The organism is Sporosarcina sp. SG10008, from assembly GCF_044569405.1.
Lineage (GTDB): Bacteria > Bacillota > Bacilli > Bacillales_A > Planococcaceae > Sporosarcina > Sporosarcina psychrophila.
This window is the reverse complement of sequence record NZ_CP172607.1, coordinates 920,468-934,134: the sequence shown is the minus strand read 5'-3', so window position 1 is coordinate 934,134 and position 13,667 is coordinate 920,468. Positions and strand designations below refer to the sequence as shown.

General features: G+C 39.6%; 15 protein-coding genes. 2 read left to right on the top strand and 13 right to left on the bottom strand.

Features of this window, described 5'->3' with window-relative positions:
• Positions 1 to 64: 64 nt before the first annotated feature.
• Entirely contained in the window at positions 65 to 1,183 is a 1,119-nt protein-coding gene (gene ald, locus ACGLYD_RS04630) for an alanine dehydrogenase (RefSeq protein WP_067207599.1), read from the bottom strand.
• Positions 1,184 to 1,482: 299 nt separating this feature from the next.
• Here ald and ACGLYD_RS04625 point away from each other — a divergent pair, with 299 nt between their 5' ends.
• Positions 1,483 to 1,932, top strand: a complete 450-nt coding sequence (locus ACGLYD_RS04625; RefSeq protein WP_067207597.1) for a universal stress protein — start codon at positions 1,483 to 1,485, stop codon at positions 1,930 to 1,932.
• A 130-nt stretch (positions 1,933 to 2,062) separates the two neighbouring features.
• Here ACGLYD_RS04625 and ACGLYD_RS04620 read toward each other — a convergent pair whose 3' ends face one another.
• The 5 genes from ACGLYD_RS04620 to sppA all read right to left on the bottom strand — a co-directional run bounded on the left by ACGLYD_RS04620 (position 2,063) and on the right by sppA (position 6,463).
• Positions 2,063 to 3,253, bottom strand: a complete 1,191-nt coding sequence (locus tag ACGLYD_RS04620; RefSeq protein WP_067207594.1) for an acetate kinase — start codon at positions 3,251 to 3,253, stop codon at positions 2,063 to 2,065.
• 79 nt (positions 3,254 to 3,332) lie between these two features.
• On the bottom strand, positions 3,333 to 4,244 hold the full coding sequence (locus tag ACGLYD_RS04615; protein WP_067207591.1) for a class I SAM-dependent methyltransferase: 912 nt from the start codon (positions 4,242 to 4,244) through the stop codon (positions 3,333 to 3,335).
• 64 nt (positions 4,245 to 4,308) lie between these two features.
• Entirely contained in the window at positions 4,309 to 4,815 is a 507-nt protein-coding gene (tpx, locus tag ACGLYD_RS04610; protein WP_067207588.1) for a thiol peroxidase, read from the bottom strand.
• A 30-nt stretch (positions 4,816 to 4,845) separates the two neighbouring features.
• Complete coding sequence (locus ACGLYD_RS04605) at positions 4,846 to 5,436, bottom strand: RDD family protein (RefSeq protein ID WP_082786520.1); 591 nt, start codon at positions 5,434 to 5,436, stop codon at positions 4,846 to 4,848.
• A 13-nt stretch (positions 5,437 to 5,449) separates the two neighbouring features.
• Complete coding sequence (gene sppA / locus ACGLYD_RS04600; RefSeq protein WP_067207586.1) at positions 5,450 to 6,463, bottom strand: signal peptide peptidase SppA; 1,014 nt, start codon at positions 6,461 to 6,463, stop codon at positions 5,450 to 5,452.
• A gap of 106 nt (positions 6,464 to 6,569) precedes the next feature.
• Here sppA and ACGLYD_RS04595 point away from each other — a divergent pair, with 106 nt between their 5' ends.
• Entirely contained in the window at positions 6,570 to 7,370 is an 801-nt protein-coding gene (locus ACGLYD_RS04595) for an NAD kinase (protein ID WP_067207583.1), read from the top strand.
• Positions 7,371 to 8,739: 1,369 nt separating this feature from the next.
• On the opposite strand, the gene ACGLYD_RS04590 is transcribed toward ACGLYD_RS04595, so the two are convergent.
• The 7 genes from ACGLYD_RS04590 to ACGLYD_RS04560 form a co-directional block, all read right to left on the bottom strand.
• Complete coding sequence (locus ACGLYD_RS04590) at positions 8,740 to 9,078, bottom strand: hypothetical protein (RefSeq protein WP_067207580.1); 339 nt, start codon at positions 9,076 to 9,078, stop codon at positions 8,740 to 8,742.
• A gap of 65 nt (positions 9,079 to 9,143) precedes the next feature.
• Positions 9,144 to 9,476: a hypothetical protein gene (locus ACGLYD_RS04585; RefSeq protein WP_067207578.1), complete on the bottom strand. Its 333-nt coding sequence runs from the start codon at positions 9,474 to 9,476 to the stop codon at positions 9,144 to 9,146.
• A 78-nt stretch (positions 9,477 to 9,554) separates the two neighbouring features.
• Complete coding sequence (locus tag ACGLYD_RS04580; protein ID WP_067207576.1) at positions 9,555 to 10,019, bottom strand: N-acetyltransferase; 465 nt, start codon at positions 10,017 to 10,019, stop codon at positions 9,555 to 9,557.
• A 137-nt stretch (positions 10,020 to 10,156) separates the two neighbouring features.
• Entirely contained in the window at positions 10,157 to 11,062 is a 906-nt protein-coding gene (gene rarD / locus ACGLYD_RS04575) for an EamA family transporter RarD (protein WP_067207573.1), read from the bottom strand.
• 176 nt (positions 11,063 to 11,238) lie between these two features.
• Complete coding sequence (gene mbcS, locus ACGLYD_RS04570; protein ID WP_067207570.1) at positions 11,239 to 12,810, bottom strand: acyl-CoA synthetase MbcS; 1,572 nt, start codon at positions 12,808 to 12,810, stop codon at positions 11,239 to 11,241.
• 179 nt (positions 12,811 to 12,989) lie between these two features.
• Complete coding sequence (locus ACGLYD_RS04565) at positions 12,990 to 13,196, bottom strand: alpha/beta-type small acid-soluble spore protein (RefSeq protein ID WP_067207567.1); 207 nt, start codon at positions 13,194 to 13,196, stop codon at positions 12,990 to 12,992.
• A gap of 173 nt (positions 13,197 to 13,369) precedes the next feature.
• The gene (locus ACGLYD_RS04560) at positions 13,370 to 13,579 is read right to left on the bottom strand and encodes an alpha/beta-type small acid-soluble spore protein (RefSeq protein WP_067207564.1); all 210 of its coding nucleotides are present in this window, start codon (positions 13,577 to 13,579) and stop codon (positions 13,370 to 13,372) included.
• Between the last annotated feature and the right edge of the window lie 88 nt (positions 13,580 to 13,667).

Sequence of the window (13,667 nt, the reverse complement as noted above, 5' to 3'; positions counted from 1 at the left end):
CACTCTAACAAGTGTGGACAGCCTTTTTATATCAGCAGGGACTTCTGCTGAATCAAGTTAAACATTATTGATTCAAAAGTGTTTCAGCGGATACATACTCAACACCTTGAGCATCTGCTACAGCTCTATACGTAACATGCCCTTCCATTGTGTTGATACCTTTTTGAAGAGGAACGTTGTCTAAACAAGCTTGTTTGTAGCCTTTATTCGCAATTTGAAGTGCATAAGGAACTGTAACGTTCGTTAATGCAGTTGTTGAAGTTTGTGGAACTGCACCTGGCATATTCGCTACCGCGTAGTGAACAACACCATGTTTCACATAGGTTGGCTCATCATGAGTCGTTACACGATCCGATGTCGCAAAAATACCACCTTGGTCAATTGCAATGTCTACAAGAACAGATCCAGGTTTCATTGATTTAACCATTTCCTCTGAAACAAGTTTCGGCGCTCTCGCTCCTGGGATTAAGACCGCCCCGATAACAAGGTCTGCATTTTTTACTGATTCAGCAATGTTGAATGGATTTGAAACAAGTGTCTGAATATCATTGCCGAAGATTTCGTCTAATTGACGCAGACGATCGACTGACAAGTCAAGAACAGTTACTTTCGCACCCATACCAACCGCAATACGAGCAGCATTTGTTCCAGCTTGCCCACCACCAATAACAGTTACGTGACCACGTGAAACGCCCGGTACGCCACTCAATAGAATACCTTTACCACCATTTGTTTGTTGTAAGTATTGTGCACCAATTTGTGTAGCCATGCGGCCTGCAACTTCACTCATAGGAGCTAGAAGAGGCAACGAGTTATTTGGAAGCTGTACTGTTTCGTAAGCGATTCCTACAACTTTATTGTCAAGAAGTGCTTTTGTTAATTCTACTTCAGGGGCAAGGTGCAAGTAAGTGAACAAGATAAGCCCTTCACTGAAATAACCATACTCAGCGGCAACCGGTTCTTTTACTTTCATAACCATATTTACATTCCATGCTTCTTCTGCAGTTGCAACGATTTTAGCGCCTGCTGCAGTATAATCCTCGTCCGTAAAACTTGAACCTAGACCTGCACCTTTTTCAATGATAACTTCATGACCTGCCGACTTTAAGTTAAAAACCCCTGCAGGTGTCATAGCGACACGGTTTTCGTTGTTTTTCACTTCTTTTGGGACACCAATAATCATTGCGATTCCTCCTAAAGATAACATTTAGTTAGTTGACCATTCGAAAATCTTTCATCCAGGCCAATCTATTTTTAATATTATCAGATAGTAAGGATTTATGCTGTATTTTATCAATTCGCAGAATACTCTATTACTCAAAAGTCTTATTATTCGAGAAATTTTTTACTCTTAATTCGAAAATGTGACATTTTTGTCGAAACTAAAACTATTCGTCACTTTATTCTTTATTATTAAAAGGTTTTTCATCCTTTTTATCGAAGTAAGTAAGTATACCTATTTAAAGAATGGAGTGAAATTAAATGACATTAGTATACAAACAAATTCTTGTTGCTGTCGACGGATCAAAGGAATCAGAGTGGGCTTTCAAAAAAGCGGTGGCAATTGCCGATAGAAACGAGGCTACATTAAACTTGATTAACATCATCGACACACGTTCATATGCTGCGGTCGAAGCTTATGATCGGTCGATTGCCGAAAGAGCACAAAAGTTCGCAGAAGAATTGTTAAACGACTATAAATTGGAAGCCGAGAAAGCTGGCTTGCAACGCGTTAATGTCATAGTAGAATATGGGTCACCAAAAACAATGATTTCGAAAGATATTTCTAAAAAACTAAATGCAGACCTTATCATTTGTGGTGCAACTGGCTTGAATGCGGTCGAACGTTTCCTAATCGGTAGTGTATCCGAAAACATCGTCCGTTCTGCAAAATGTGACGTCCTCGTCATTCGTACACCTGAAGCATTATAATACGAAAAGCGCAAGGCGCCTTCTAGACAAAGTGCTAAGTCAAAACTTATATCTTCTTATCTTTTCAAAAAAGAGTTGCCCATTATTTCCCTGGGCAACTCTTTTATTATCTAACACTCAATTGGATGTTTTATAACTTCGCAACACGCATCGTATCACGTGCAATCATTACTTCTTCATTCGTCGGGATTACTAACACCTTAACGGGAGAGTACGGAAAGCTGATATGCACTTCCTTACCCCTGATAGTATTCAAATCCGGATCAACATAGACCCCCATAAATTCAAGACCTTCTAACACTTTCTTACGAATGACATCACTATTTTCACCGATTCCGGCTGTAAAGATAATCGCATCCACTCCGCCCATCCTTGCCGCATACGAACCAATGTATTTATGAATTCGATCTGCGAAGACATCTAGAGCCAGCTGTGCACGCGCATTCCCTTTTGAAGCCTCGATTTCAATGTCACGTAAATCGCTTGAAAACCCTGAAATAGCAAGCATTCCCGATTGTTTATTCAAAACGTCTAGGACTTCTTCGACCGTCTTTCCCGTCTGCTCCATAATATATGGGATGAGTGCCGGATCGATATTTCCTGAACGCGTCCCCATTGTCACCCCCGCAAGAGGGGTAAAACCCATCGACGTATCGAGTGATTTCCCACCTTCAACAGCAGCTATACTTGCACCATTTCCCAAATGGCAGGAAATAAGACGTGTATCTTCAAGTGGACGATTTAATAATTCCGCAGCACGTTCCGTTACATACTTATGGCTTGTACCGTGGAAACCGTATTTTCGGATGCCATATTTTTCATAATACTCGTAGGGTAACGGATAAAGAAAAGAACTTTCCGGCATCGTCTGATGAAACGCCGTATCAAAAACCGCAACAGCAGGCACATTAGGCAATGCTTTACTAAACTCCTTAATGCCAACAATGTTTGCGGGATTATGGAGTGGCGCAAGGTTTGATAGTCCCTCAAGCGTTGCAAGTATCTCATCATTGATGAGTACGGAACCGCTGAAAACTTCGCCACCGTGTACAACACGGTGACCGATCCCATCAATTTCATCGAATGATCGAACGACTCCTTCACTAATCAGCATCTTAAGAAGCATAGCTACAGCTTCGGTATGATTCTGGATATCTTGACCCTTTTCTACCCTGCGTTGTTCGAACTTCATGTTGAAAATCGATTCTGAATGACCTATTCTGTCAATTTGTCCCTTTGCTATTACGTGCTCTTCTGGCATCTGGAGAAGTTGAAACTTCAAGGACGAACTTCCAGCGTTTATCGCTAAAATGTTCCGCATATAAAGCGCTCCTTTTACACATATTTCTTTACCAAGCAATTCTAAACACACAGCTACCGAGTAAGTCTAGATTCCAGCTTTATTCAGTAGCCCAAATATCGATTTTCTGAAGAAACAGGGCCATGGCATGCTTATCAGTCATATTAGGAACTTTAGCAAGAAGAACATCATGTGTCACTTTTGCTTCTGGTAAAGGTTTTTGTAAGATTAATATACTTTTTGCATGCGCTACATTTTTAAATAACGAATCAGGTAACTGAATAATTGCCCGGATATTCGTTTGTTTTTTCAAATAGGGATGCAATGTAGGCGATTGATCGGACTCAAACAAATTTGCAGGTATGATGAATACACCGTGCCCACCTGGTTTCGTATGCTTCATTGATTGTTCAATGAACAGATGATGTGCATAAGCATGCCCCTCTGCAGGCATCAATTCATAATTGAGTGCATTTTCATCATCAGGATAAAATCCGACAGGTAAATCGCTTATGGTGATGTCGACTGGATCGACAAATAACGGTCGCAATGCATCCTGCACATAGAATGTGACAGGGTGCTCAAGTAATTCCGCAGTAACAGCGGACAATCTCACTAACAAATCATCAATTTCTATTGCTGTCGCAGTGACATCGTTCTCAATTGTGTTCATGACCGTATAGAGAAGATTTCCTGTACCAGCTGCAGGGTCAAGAAGTGTAATACCTTGTTCACCTATCGCCAATTTTCCAGCAATATGTCCAATGAGCATTCCGATTGAATCAGGAGTCATCTGGTGGTTAGGCTGTACATTTTGCTTCATCCCCTTCAGGACTGCAAGCTGGATACCTCTACGGATATCCTCTTTAGTTACTGTTTCTGATACCGCAGGTTGCGATTCTCCTGAAAGCCATTTTTGACAAATATCAATGGTTGCTTCCAGGTAAAGTACTTCTGTAGATTCTGCATATGCATCAATGAATGAAAATATTTTTTCTGTATTAGTTGTCATTTAGTTATCCCTCAACTCACAAAACCCACCCGTTTCCGAGTGGGTTTTCATTAGTATTTTTTAGTTACTTCGTTAATTCTTTTACCGCTAAGATTGCTTGTTCATAGTTAGGATGGTCTGTACCTTCGCCGACATACTCAACATACGTCACTTTATCATCTTTATCGATAACGAAGACAGAACGTGCAAGCAAGCGAAGTTCTTTCATTACGACGCCGTACGCTTCTCCAAATGATAAATCGCGATGATCGGATAATGTCTGTAGATTTGCAATACCTTCAGCAGCACACCATCTCGCTTGTGCAAAAGGAAGATCGGCAGAAATCGTCAATACTTGAACGTCATCCCCAAGAGAAGCAGCCTCTTCGTTAAATTTACGCGTCTGTGTTGAACAGACACCCGTATCAATTGAAGGAATCACACTGATTAACCTGATTTTCCCTTTTGAATCGGCAAGTGTCACCGGACTCAAATCGTTCGCAAGTGCTGTAAAATCTTGCGCAGTATCACCTACTGCAACTTCTTTTCCAAGCAATGTAACAGGGTTGTTCTTGAATGTAACGTTAGCCATTAAGACGCCTCCTCTTCTAAGTCTATCTTACTAAATGATAGTACCGTCTTGCAACTGTTGTCCCTCAATCCGTTTACGGTAATCTACAACCATCTCTTTTTCATAAGAATGCTCATGTTCAACAACAGTATCGGCGAATAAGTCATGCAATGCTTCTTTTCTAGGCATAAATAGGACCAGCAGATAAGGGATGACCAACATTTTGGATATGAATCTTCCGATGACTTCGCGGAATATGACAGACCCCCACGTAAGCTTACCCTCGTCTTTAGCCACTACTCTTATGCCCATGATCATCTTCCCTACTGTTTGCTGTAAATACTTCGTCATAAGCGCAAAGTAAAGTAACATCAAAATAAGGATAGTAACTTTATAGGTGCTGAAGAAGAAGAATGAGGGATTTGTAATCTCCCAACCTGCAACTCGAAAAATCGGTTTAATGATAATCCCGCTTATTGCTGATAAAACAAGAAGATCGATTGTATATGCCCATAGTCGCGTCCAGAAACCCGCATACTTCGCCCGATAATGTTCAGTTTGAATAGTCTCGTAATCTGGAATAGGCGTCGCAGCAGTGGAATTCCCCGTCAGATCCGGTTGTTGTTCGATGTGTTCCGACATTCGCTAGCCCTCCTTATTTTTCACCATACAAATACATCATCCGTGGTGCATTATAATCGTTTAATAACTTACCGATTAGTTCAGACTCAATATTACCGCCAAACATATTTCCTGCTTTCACGCCGAGTATTGAAGTCCAGCTATCAAGGGACGTATACTCAAAGACTGTGGCATCTTGAAGATTATAATCTTCTTTCATGGCAGCAATAACATCACCCGCCTTGCCGAATTCATCTGCAAGCCCAGCTTCGATTGCCTGACGCCCATTCATGATACGGCCATCAGCTACTTTTTTCACTTCAGCCTCTGTCATGCCGCGACCTTCTTCGATAATATCAACAAAGCGTTCGTAGGAATCATTTATCATTTCTTGAAGCATTACGCGTTCTTCATCTTTCATCTCACGAGATCCACTCATAATATCTTTATATGGACCTGTTTTAATCGTGTTAAAATCAATGCCGTATTTCTCAGCAAGTTTCGCATAGTTAACACTTTCCATAATGACACCGATTGAACCTGTAATCGTTTCACGATTAACAAATATCTTATCAGCTGGAGCTGATACATAATAACCGCCTGAAGCAGCCATTCCGCCCATCGAAACATACAGCGGAATCTCTCTTTCTACTTGAATCATACGGAGAGCATCATAAATGTCCGCTGATTCAACGACTCCGCCACCTGGTGAATTCACTTCAAGCACAACGCCTTTTACATTAGTATCTTCAAGAATTTCAGACAACTGATTCATGAAATACTGATGATTATAACCTGCAGATTGGAAAAGGGATGACGTATCCCCTAAGTCCTGAATAACCCCATCAAGAGAAAGAACAGCGATTTTATCCTTACCCGTTCCTTCCTCAATAATCGCTTCCTCATACCCCGAAGATGAAGTTGCCATCATGTCTTCAAAGAATCCGTTGAAATCTCTCGTAAATATGTACGATAGTGAATTTATGCCTATTGACACAAAAACAAGTGCTGCAGCTACGATGATTGCAATCCATCGTTTAATTGTCATTTCAAATTCCTCCTTTTTCATTCCATTAACTTATACGTTCGGACACACCAAAATGTTTCACCACGTGGTAAAATCAGTATAACTTATTCAGAGGGGGCTTTGTGTAATGACAGATCGAATGAATATTTTTATTTACAGTAAACATGATGAAGATTCACTTGATAAAAAATCCAAAGTGGCAGATGCGTTGATTCATGAGGGTTTTACAATGACCGACAACGATAAAGATGCAAATATTATCATCAGCATCGGTAGCGATGGTTCTTTTTTACAAGCGGTTCGAAAAACCGGTTTCCGACAGGATTGTTTATATGCAGGTATTTCTTTAACAGGTAAACCCGGACTTTATTGTGATTTTCATTATAACAATCTTTACGAAATGACGCAGACCATTCGTAAAGAAGGTCTTGAAGTGAGAAAGTATCCACTTATCGAAGTAAAGATTGATGATCACCAACCATTCTATTGCCTAAATGAATTCAGTATTCGCTCGAATATCATTCGGACATTCGTCCTGGATGTCATTATAGATGATAAATTATTCGAAACATTCCTCGGTGATGGTCTAATAATTTCCACACCGACTGGCAGTACTGCTTACAATAAGTCTGTCAATGGAGCGGTCGTTGATCCACTACTTCGGTGTTTCCAAGTGACTGAGCTTGCTTCCGTAAACAATAATAAATACAGAACACTTGGCTCGTCCTTCATAATGAGTGGCGAACGTAAATTCCAACTAAAAGTTCATCAGGATGGCAACGTTTTCCCTTTAGTTGCTGCTGACAATGAAGCGCTGGGGATTCGCCAAGTTGAAAGTGTGGAAATTAGATTAAGCGATAAAACTGTGAAAACTGTGAAACTGAAAAATAACTCCTTCTGGGAGAAAGTGCAGCGAATTTATTTATAAAAGAAAAGCAACACCGCCTGTCGATTACCGTTTTATAGCAATACATATGATTTCAACATTGAAAAGCTCAACTACTTTAGTAAGAACCTTTCAATCTACAATTACGTCTGTTGATTAACCATTTATTTGCATAAAATACTGGTATTAAGGCTTGGAAAAACCCATTTTCACTGGACCATTTCCGGTTCGCTTTCGGCGAACTAATCACGACAGTTTTACCGTGAGGCATGTGTGGCTAGAAGTGACTCCGTCACTTCTAGCCACACTTTTTTTGGGTCATCATGTTGTGAATAGTTGCCTGTCGCGTTCCTACAATGTTCAAGTGAAAAATACAGTTGTTTTGAAAGAAAAGAATAGATGACTTTCTATAGGGATTGTAAGTGTCCGAAGATGCAATTTCTGGCACTCTTGCACGTTATATTGCTTACTATTAGCAAAAGAGTAAGCATGTAATCATGTGATACCATATAGAAATTGACACTTCTTTACTAGTAAAAAAGAGAAAACCCTAAAGACAGTTTCAGCCGCCAAAATAACATCTTTGGCAGCTTTTATCCAGGTCTATGCCCCTCTATTCTTTCGTCCCAAAAAGCTTTAGCACTTCGTGTACTTATGAAATTGGAGCGCGATGGAACAATCATGATTTATCTTCGTCTTAAGTATGTACTTACTCCTAATTCTTTCATTTTATGGCATTACCCTATCTCCATAACCTGATTTCTCCATAAAAATTTAAAAAATATGTTTTAAAGTATTTCGGCATTATTAACTCACTTATCCCTAGCTCTATATATGTTGAACAAATGAATACAACGTATGCGCTTTACAAGGGCTTTTGAAAGGCTACTGAAAAAAACAATAATTGGAATGAAATAAAAATCCTACGAATACCGCTTCGACGCTTTGTGGATGCCTCCCGCGATAAGCCAGAAAGAAGACCACTTTCAGTCTTATCGCTCCGGCTACCACGAAGACGCGCCTTTGCTAGATGGTCTATGTGAGATAGCGCATTTCATTTTCAGGGATGAAATATGCAACCTGTAGTGTGTCTTTCTTGAATAGAATGAGTAGCAAAAAGTAATCACATTATAATCTCAGCATATACATCTCAAAATCATATTTCTCTCTATAATGAACACCCTAGCGCAGGCGCGGCAAAGGGGTCGCCGAAGTCGTAAGACTGGATGCGAAGCGCTAATCCAGTCTTACAGCGAGAGGCATCCCCAGAGCGCCAAGCGTTCTACAATCCACACACCGAATTACAACTCTCTCATTATTGAGCACCATAGCAGATTCAATGAGATTCTTTAATTCAACATATATACTATATTTTTTAATCCTGTTTTATCATATAGATGAGCTCTAAGCTCTAAAAAAGTAAAGGATATGTACGTGAAGATTTATTAAAATTGAATAGGATTTTTAGAAGGGAGTGGAATGGAATGGAAATAACTATTAATTCATTGTCCTTTATACTTTCTTTACTTTGTATTCCTCTGTTTTTAATCGCAATATCGTCTGCGGATTTTTTTAGTTTTACCACAAAAATCATAGGGCTTTTTCCATTAGATATTGTCTTAGGCATAACAGTGATAACATTTTTTCTTGGAGTCATCGGGTTAAAGGATGTAAGGGAATGGAAGGCAATGGCAAGAGGTATATTTACTATAATTTTCATGTCAGTTTTTTCAATCGTATTAACTTTCATTATATTCATCGGCAGAATGCTTGGTTAACCTTCTTCAACTAACTGCTTCGTTCGTTGAAGAAGGTTTAATCTCTATTAACAAACCCATTAACCTCTTGAACTGAGCTAGTTGAAAGTCTGTAAATAGTATGAGTGTCTTTTGTATTCATTATTGTTCCATTGTCTTCTGAAATCCAAAGGGAATATGATTCTTCACCAAGGTCGAATCTATACGACGGATTTACCATATTAACAATTCCTAGTTCGCTGGTCGAATCACTCACCGCTTTACTGAATATAGCTATTCCACTTTTTTCTTTTAAATCTAAATACCCCGTTTTTTTTTCTATTTGTTCCTTTTGAAAACTCCCTACTAGTAAAGTTCCTAGTATAATAAATAGCATTGATAACTCTTTCATATTATCCCCCCTTTCTACTAGTAGACGTGTACTTATCAGATGGGTTTCACAATATGGCTCTACTAGGAAAGAAGGCTGTTAGCGATATCGAGTTATTTTCTTTTCAAATGAAGTTATTGATAAACCTTCCATTACTTTTGTTTCTCCAGTTATTATGAATCCATTTTTTTCATAGAAGGAGATTGCTGGTGCATTTTTAGAACCCGTTGATACGATCAGTTTTTCATTCCCTTCTCCGACGCTTTCAATGAAATCTAATAATCTCTTGGCAATTCCTTTTCTAAAATGTTTTGGGTGCACCATCAACCGATGAATATCTATTAGATTCTCTTCTGCCTTTATAGAAATGACTCCGCTTAACTCTCCATCTAAATAGCATCCATAGAAATTTTCGCCACATTGTTGCAATGTGCTAACCGAATCCCTTAATGGCGGAATGTCATAGAAATCAATCAACTCCGCCTCTACCTTATACGAAGCAATTTGAACGCTCAATACCTCCTTAGCAAGTTTCGGATTTATAATATCTATTTTATTAATCAATATTATCCTCCTTTTTTTCAGTTAATGTATGAACAGATGAATATATTTAGCCTAGACATCCCCAAAATACCAGAACGGGTTTGATGTAATTCTTTACTTCAACATATAAAGATAGCCTTTTTCAGTAGCCTCCTAATTTAAAGGAGGCTCTTCTTCATTTTCATCACTTCAATTAGTTTAGATACCGTAAAGAGTAACAATGCTGCCCAAATGAAAGCGAATGACAATACCTCAATTTTTCCGAACGTTTCTTTGTACACAACAACTCCGAGAAACAGCATCATCGTTGGGGCTATGTATTGAAGAAATCCAGCCATATATAGCGGTATTCTTTGTACGCCTTTTGCATACATAATAAGTGGTAAAGCCGTTGCTATACCTGTTAGGATAAGTAAAATGTCCGTCTTGATGTCAGAATGTAAGAACACTGCATTGCCTTCCATGAATAGCCACACATAATAGATGACAGCAAACGGAACAATGAAGAACGTTTCAATTGTCAACCCACGAAGTGCATCTAGCTTAATTTGTTTCTTGATAAGACCGTAAACTGCAAACGTTATTGCCAGTGTAAATGCCAACCATGGAAACTTACCGTACGAAATCGTCAAAATTGTGACTCCTGTTGCCGCCAGTAAAAAAGCAACTTGCTGTGCTCTTGACAACTTTTCTTTCAAGAAAAAGATTCCAAGTAGTACCGATATAAGCGGGTTAATATAGTAACCAAGACTTGTTTGGACAATATAGTTATGATTCACTGCCCATATGTAGATAAACCAGTTCGTTGAAACAAGTGCTGAAGCAGCGAACAAAGCCCAAAAGTCTTTTTGCGAGATCCACAAGGTTTTTATATCCGCCTTAAGATGACGTCCATTTTTCATAAGAAGAACTACTACTAACGTTAGAACAAATGCCCACACGATGCGACTCACTAATATTTCAGCACTTGCGACATGCTCAAGGCTTTTCCAATAAATCGGCATAATCCCCCAAATAAGATACGAACCGATTGCCCAAAGGACACCGCTTTTTTCTGTTTGCATCACGACGCCCCCATATATTTTGATTACCGAAATAATAAACTAAGTATAGCCCCATTAATTCACTACGTAAAGATGAGATTATTTAGAATACTGACAACCTACTCGTAAACACCAAAAACCGCTTAAAAAGTACGGAATAACCCGTGCTTTTTAAGCGGTTTGTTTTCTGGAATGATTTACAGTTGTTCTTTTTTCCTTAATTCAATTCGCATGATTTTTCCTGAAGCAGTTTTCGGCAAAGTATCCAGGAATTCAATTTTACGTGGATATTTATAAGGCGCTGTCAAACTTTTCACGTGATCCTGTAAGTCTTTAATAAGACCCTCTTCATTTTTCCTTTCCGGGTCACGTAGCACCACGAATGCTTTGACGATATTCCCCCTGACTTCATCCGGACTCGCAACGACTGCGCATTCACGGACTGCGGGATGCTTCGTCAATGCATCCTCTACTTCAAATGGTCCAATTGTGTAGCCGGAACTAATAATAATGTCATCCCCGCGACCTTCAAACCAGAAATAACCATCCTCATCCATTTTTGCACGATCACCCGTTACGTAATAATCACCTCGGAACTGCATTGTTGTCCGTTCCGGATCTTTTAAATACTCTTTGAATAACGCAGGTGTCGATACGTGTACCGCAATATCCCCAACTTCCCCAACAACCGCTGGATTTCCTTCGTCATTGATAATGTCGACCTTATTGCCAGGCGTCGGTTTTCCCATAGAACCCTTCCGCGCCTCCATACCTAGCATCGTCCCGACGAGTAATGTGTTTTCCGTCTGCCCATAGCCATCTCTTACTGAAAGCGAAAAAGTCTTATCAAATATATCAATTACTTCACGGTTAAGCGGTTCTCCAGCCGAAACCGCACTACGAATAGAAGAAAGATCAAAATCCCCAAGGTTTTCGGCCTTCGCCATAAACCTGTATTCCGTTGGCGTACAACATAATACATTCACTTGATATTTACCAATCAACTCTAAATAAGTCGTCACATCAAACTTCCCGTCATATACAAGTCCCGTTGCGCCGCTACCAATTACGGATAAGAAAGGTGTCCAAATCCACTTTTGCCATCCTGGTGCAGCAGTAGCCCAGACTACGTCACCTTCATTGATACCCAACCAGCTTGCTCCTGTTGTCCGTAAGTGCGCATACCCCCAAGCGTGTGTATGTACGACACCTTTTGGTTTCCCCGTCGTGCCTGATGTGTAAGATAGAAATGCCATGTCCGAACTTTTCGTTTGTGGTGCTGTAAACGCCGTTGATGCAGTTTCCATTAGATCGGTTAATGAAAGTTGATCTTTCTTAGCCTGTCCAACAACGAATACCTTGACATCCCCTATGTTTTTTACTTCGCTAAATTGATCAGTAAACGCATCGAACGCAACGATTGCTTTAGCATCACTATGTGCCAATCGATATTCAATATCGGAAGACCGTAACATTTCTGAACTCGGGATTACGACAAGTCCCGCTTTAAGGGCGCCGATATACGTCACATATGCTTCGATTAGCCTTGGAACCATGACAAGAACGACATCACCCTTTTCAAGTCCGTTCGATTTGAAGACATTGGCTGCCTTATTCGCTAAAGTGATTAATTCATCATATGTAATTTCCTTCTTGTTTCCTTCTGCATTAACATAAATTAGCGCTTTTTTTCCTGTACCTGTTGCATACTTTTCAAATTCACTGACAAGGTTATATTGTTCTGGCGCAATCAGTTGTTCACGATTCATGCAAATTCCCCCTTAGATGTATCATCTAAGTATACAAATAAAGTACCGATAATTCAAAACTAATTTACTTTTCTAAATAAACCTAAGAGTAATTCATTCTTTACTAGCTAATACTTGTAAAAATTATGAAAAGCTGTTCCGGAATAATTCCGGAACAGCTTTTCATTAAACAATTATTCTTAGTGACCCTTCATCTGTTCTTGAGCCTGTCGCACTAAGCGCTTTGTAATTTCTCCGCCGACGGATCCGTTGGCACGCGCTGATGCATCTGGTCCCATTTGTACGCCAAATTCTGTTGCGATCTCATTTTTCATTTGATCCAATGCTTGTCGTACGCCTGGAACTAATAGCTGATTCGAGTTGTTGCTGCTGTTGTTGTTCGCCATGATTGCCACCTCCTTGTATAATTAGAATGTGCTAGATGCAGAAATTCATGCAAAATTATAGGTGGTAAAGTTTGTAAATCACTTTGAATTGATTAAGCAACTGTACTTTTGATAACACTGTATAAGCGAAAGCTGTTTTAGATAATACCTAAACCAGCCTCACAGTTAAAGAGTTATTTTTGGTACCCGCTCATTTGTTGTTGCGCTTGACGCACTAGTCGTTTTGTAATTTCTCCACCGACCGAACCATTAGCACGTGATGATGCATCTGGTCCCATTTGTACACCAAATTCTGCTGCAATTTCATTTTTCATTTGATCCAGTGCTTGTCTTACGCCTGGAACTACTAACTGATTTGAATTACCACTGTTGTTGTTTGGCATGTTTGTCACCTCCTGTGCACATAGAATGTGCCGTTTATAAAACTTTATGCATTTATTTGTTATGGTAATGTCCACCAATTACATAAAA

Excerpts from the sequence above, each read along its gene's own strand:
- ald (WP_067207599.1), bottom strand. The coding sequence starts at position 1,183 with ATGATTATTGGTGTCCCAAAAGAAGTGAAAAACAACGAAAACCGTGTC.
- ACGLYD_RS04625 (WP_067207597.1), top strand. The coding sequence starts at position 1,483 with ATGACATTAGTATACAAACAAATTCTTGTTGCTGTCGACGGATCAAAG.
- ACGLYD_RS04620 (WP_067207594.1), bottom strand. The coding sequence starts at position 3,253 with ATGCGGAACATTTTAGCGATAAACGCTGGAAGTTCGTCCTTGAAGTTT.
- ACGLYD_RS04615 (WP_067207591.1), bottom strand. The coding sequence starts at position 4,244 with ATGACAACTAATACAGAAAAAATATTTTCATTCATTGATGCATATGCA.
- tpx (WP_067207588.1), bottom strand. The coding sequence starts at position 4,815 with ATGGCTAACGTTACATTCAAGAACAACCCTGTTACATTGCTTGGAAAA.
- ACGLYD_RS04605 (WP_082786520.1), bottom strand. The coding sequence starts at position 5,436 with ATGTCGGAACACATCGAACAACAACCGGATCTGACGGGGAATTCCACT.
- sppA (WP_067207586.1), bottom strand. The coding sequence starts at position 6,463 with ATGACAATTAAACGATGGATTGCAATCATCGTAGCTGCAGCACTTGTT.
- ACGLYD_RS04595 (WP_067207583.1), top strand. The coding sequence starts at position 6,570 with ATGACAGATCGAATGAATATTTTTATTTACAGTAAACATGATGAAGAT.
- ACGLYD_RS04590 (WP_067207580.1), bottom strand. The coding sequence starts at position 9,078 with ATGAAAGTTAATACGATTGAAAAAACTGACATGAAAATTATAGTAAAT.
- ACGLYD_RS04585 (WP_067207578.1), bottom strand. The coding sequence starts at position 9,476 with ATGAAAGAGTTATCAATGCTATTTATTATACTAGGAACTTTACTAGTA.
- rarD (WP_067207573.1), bottom strand. The coding sequence starts at position 11,062 with ATGCAAACAGAAAAAAGCGGTGTCCTTTGGGCAATCGGTTCGTATCTT.
- mbcS (WP_067207570.1), bottom strand. The coding sequence starts at position 12,810 with ATGAATCGTGAACAACTGATTGCGCCAGAACAATATAACCTTGTCAGT.
- ACGLYD_RS04565 (WP_067207567.1), bottom strand. The coding sequence starts at position 13,196 with ATGGCGAACAACAACAGCAGCAACAACTCGAATCAGCTATTAGTTCCA.
- ACGLYD_RS04560 (WP_067207564.1), bottom strand. The coding sequence starts at position 13,579 with ATGCCAAACAACAACAGTGGTAATTCAAATCAGTTAGTAGTTCCAGGC.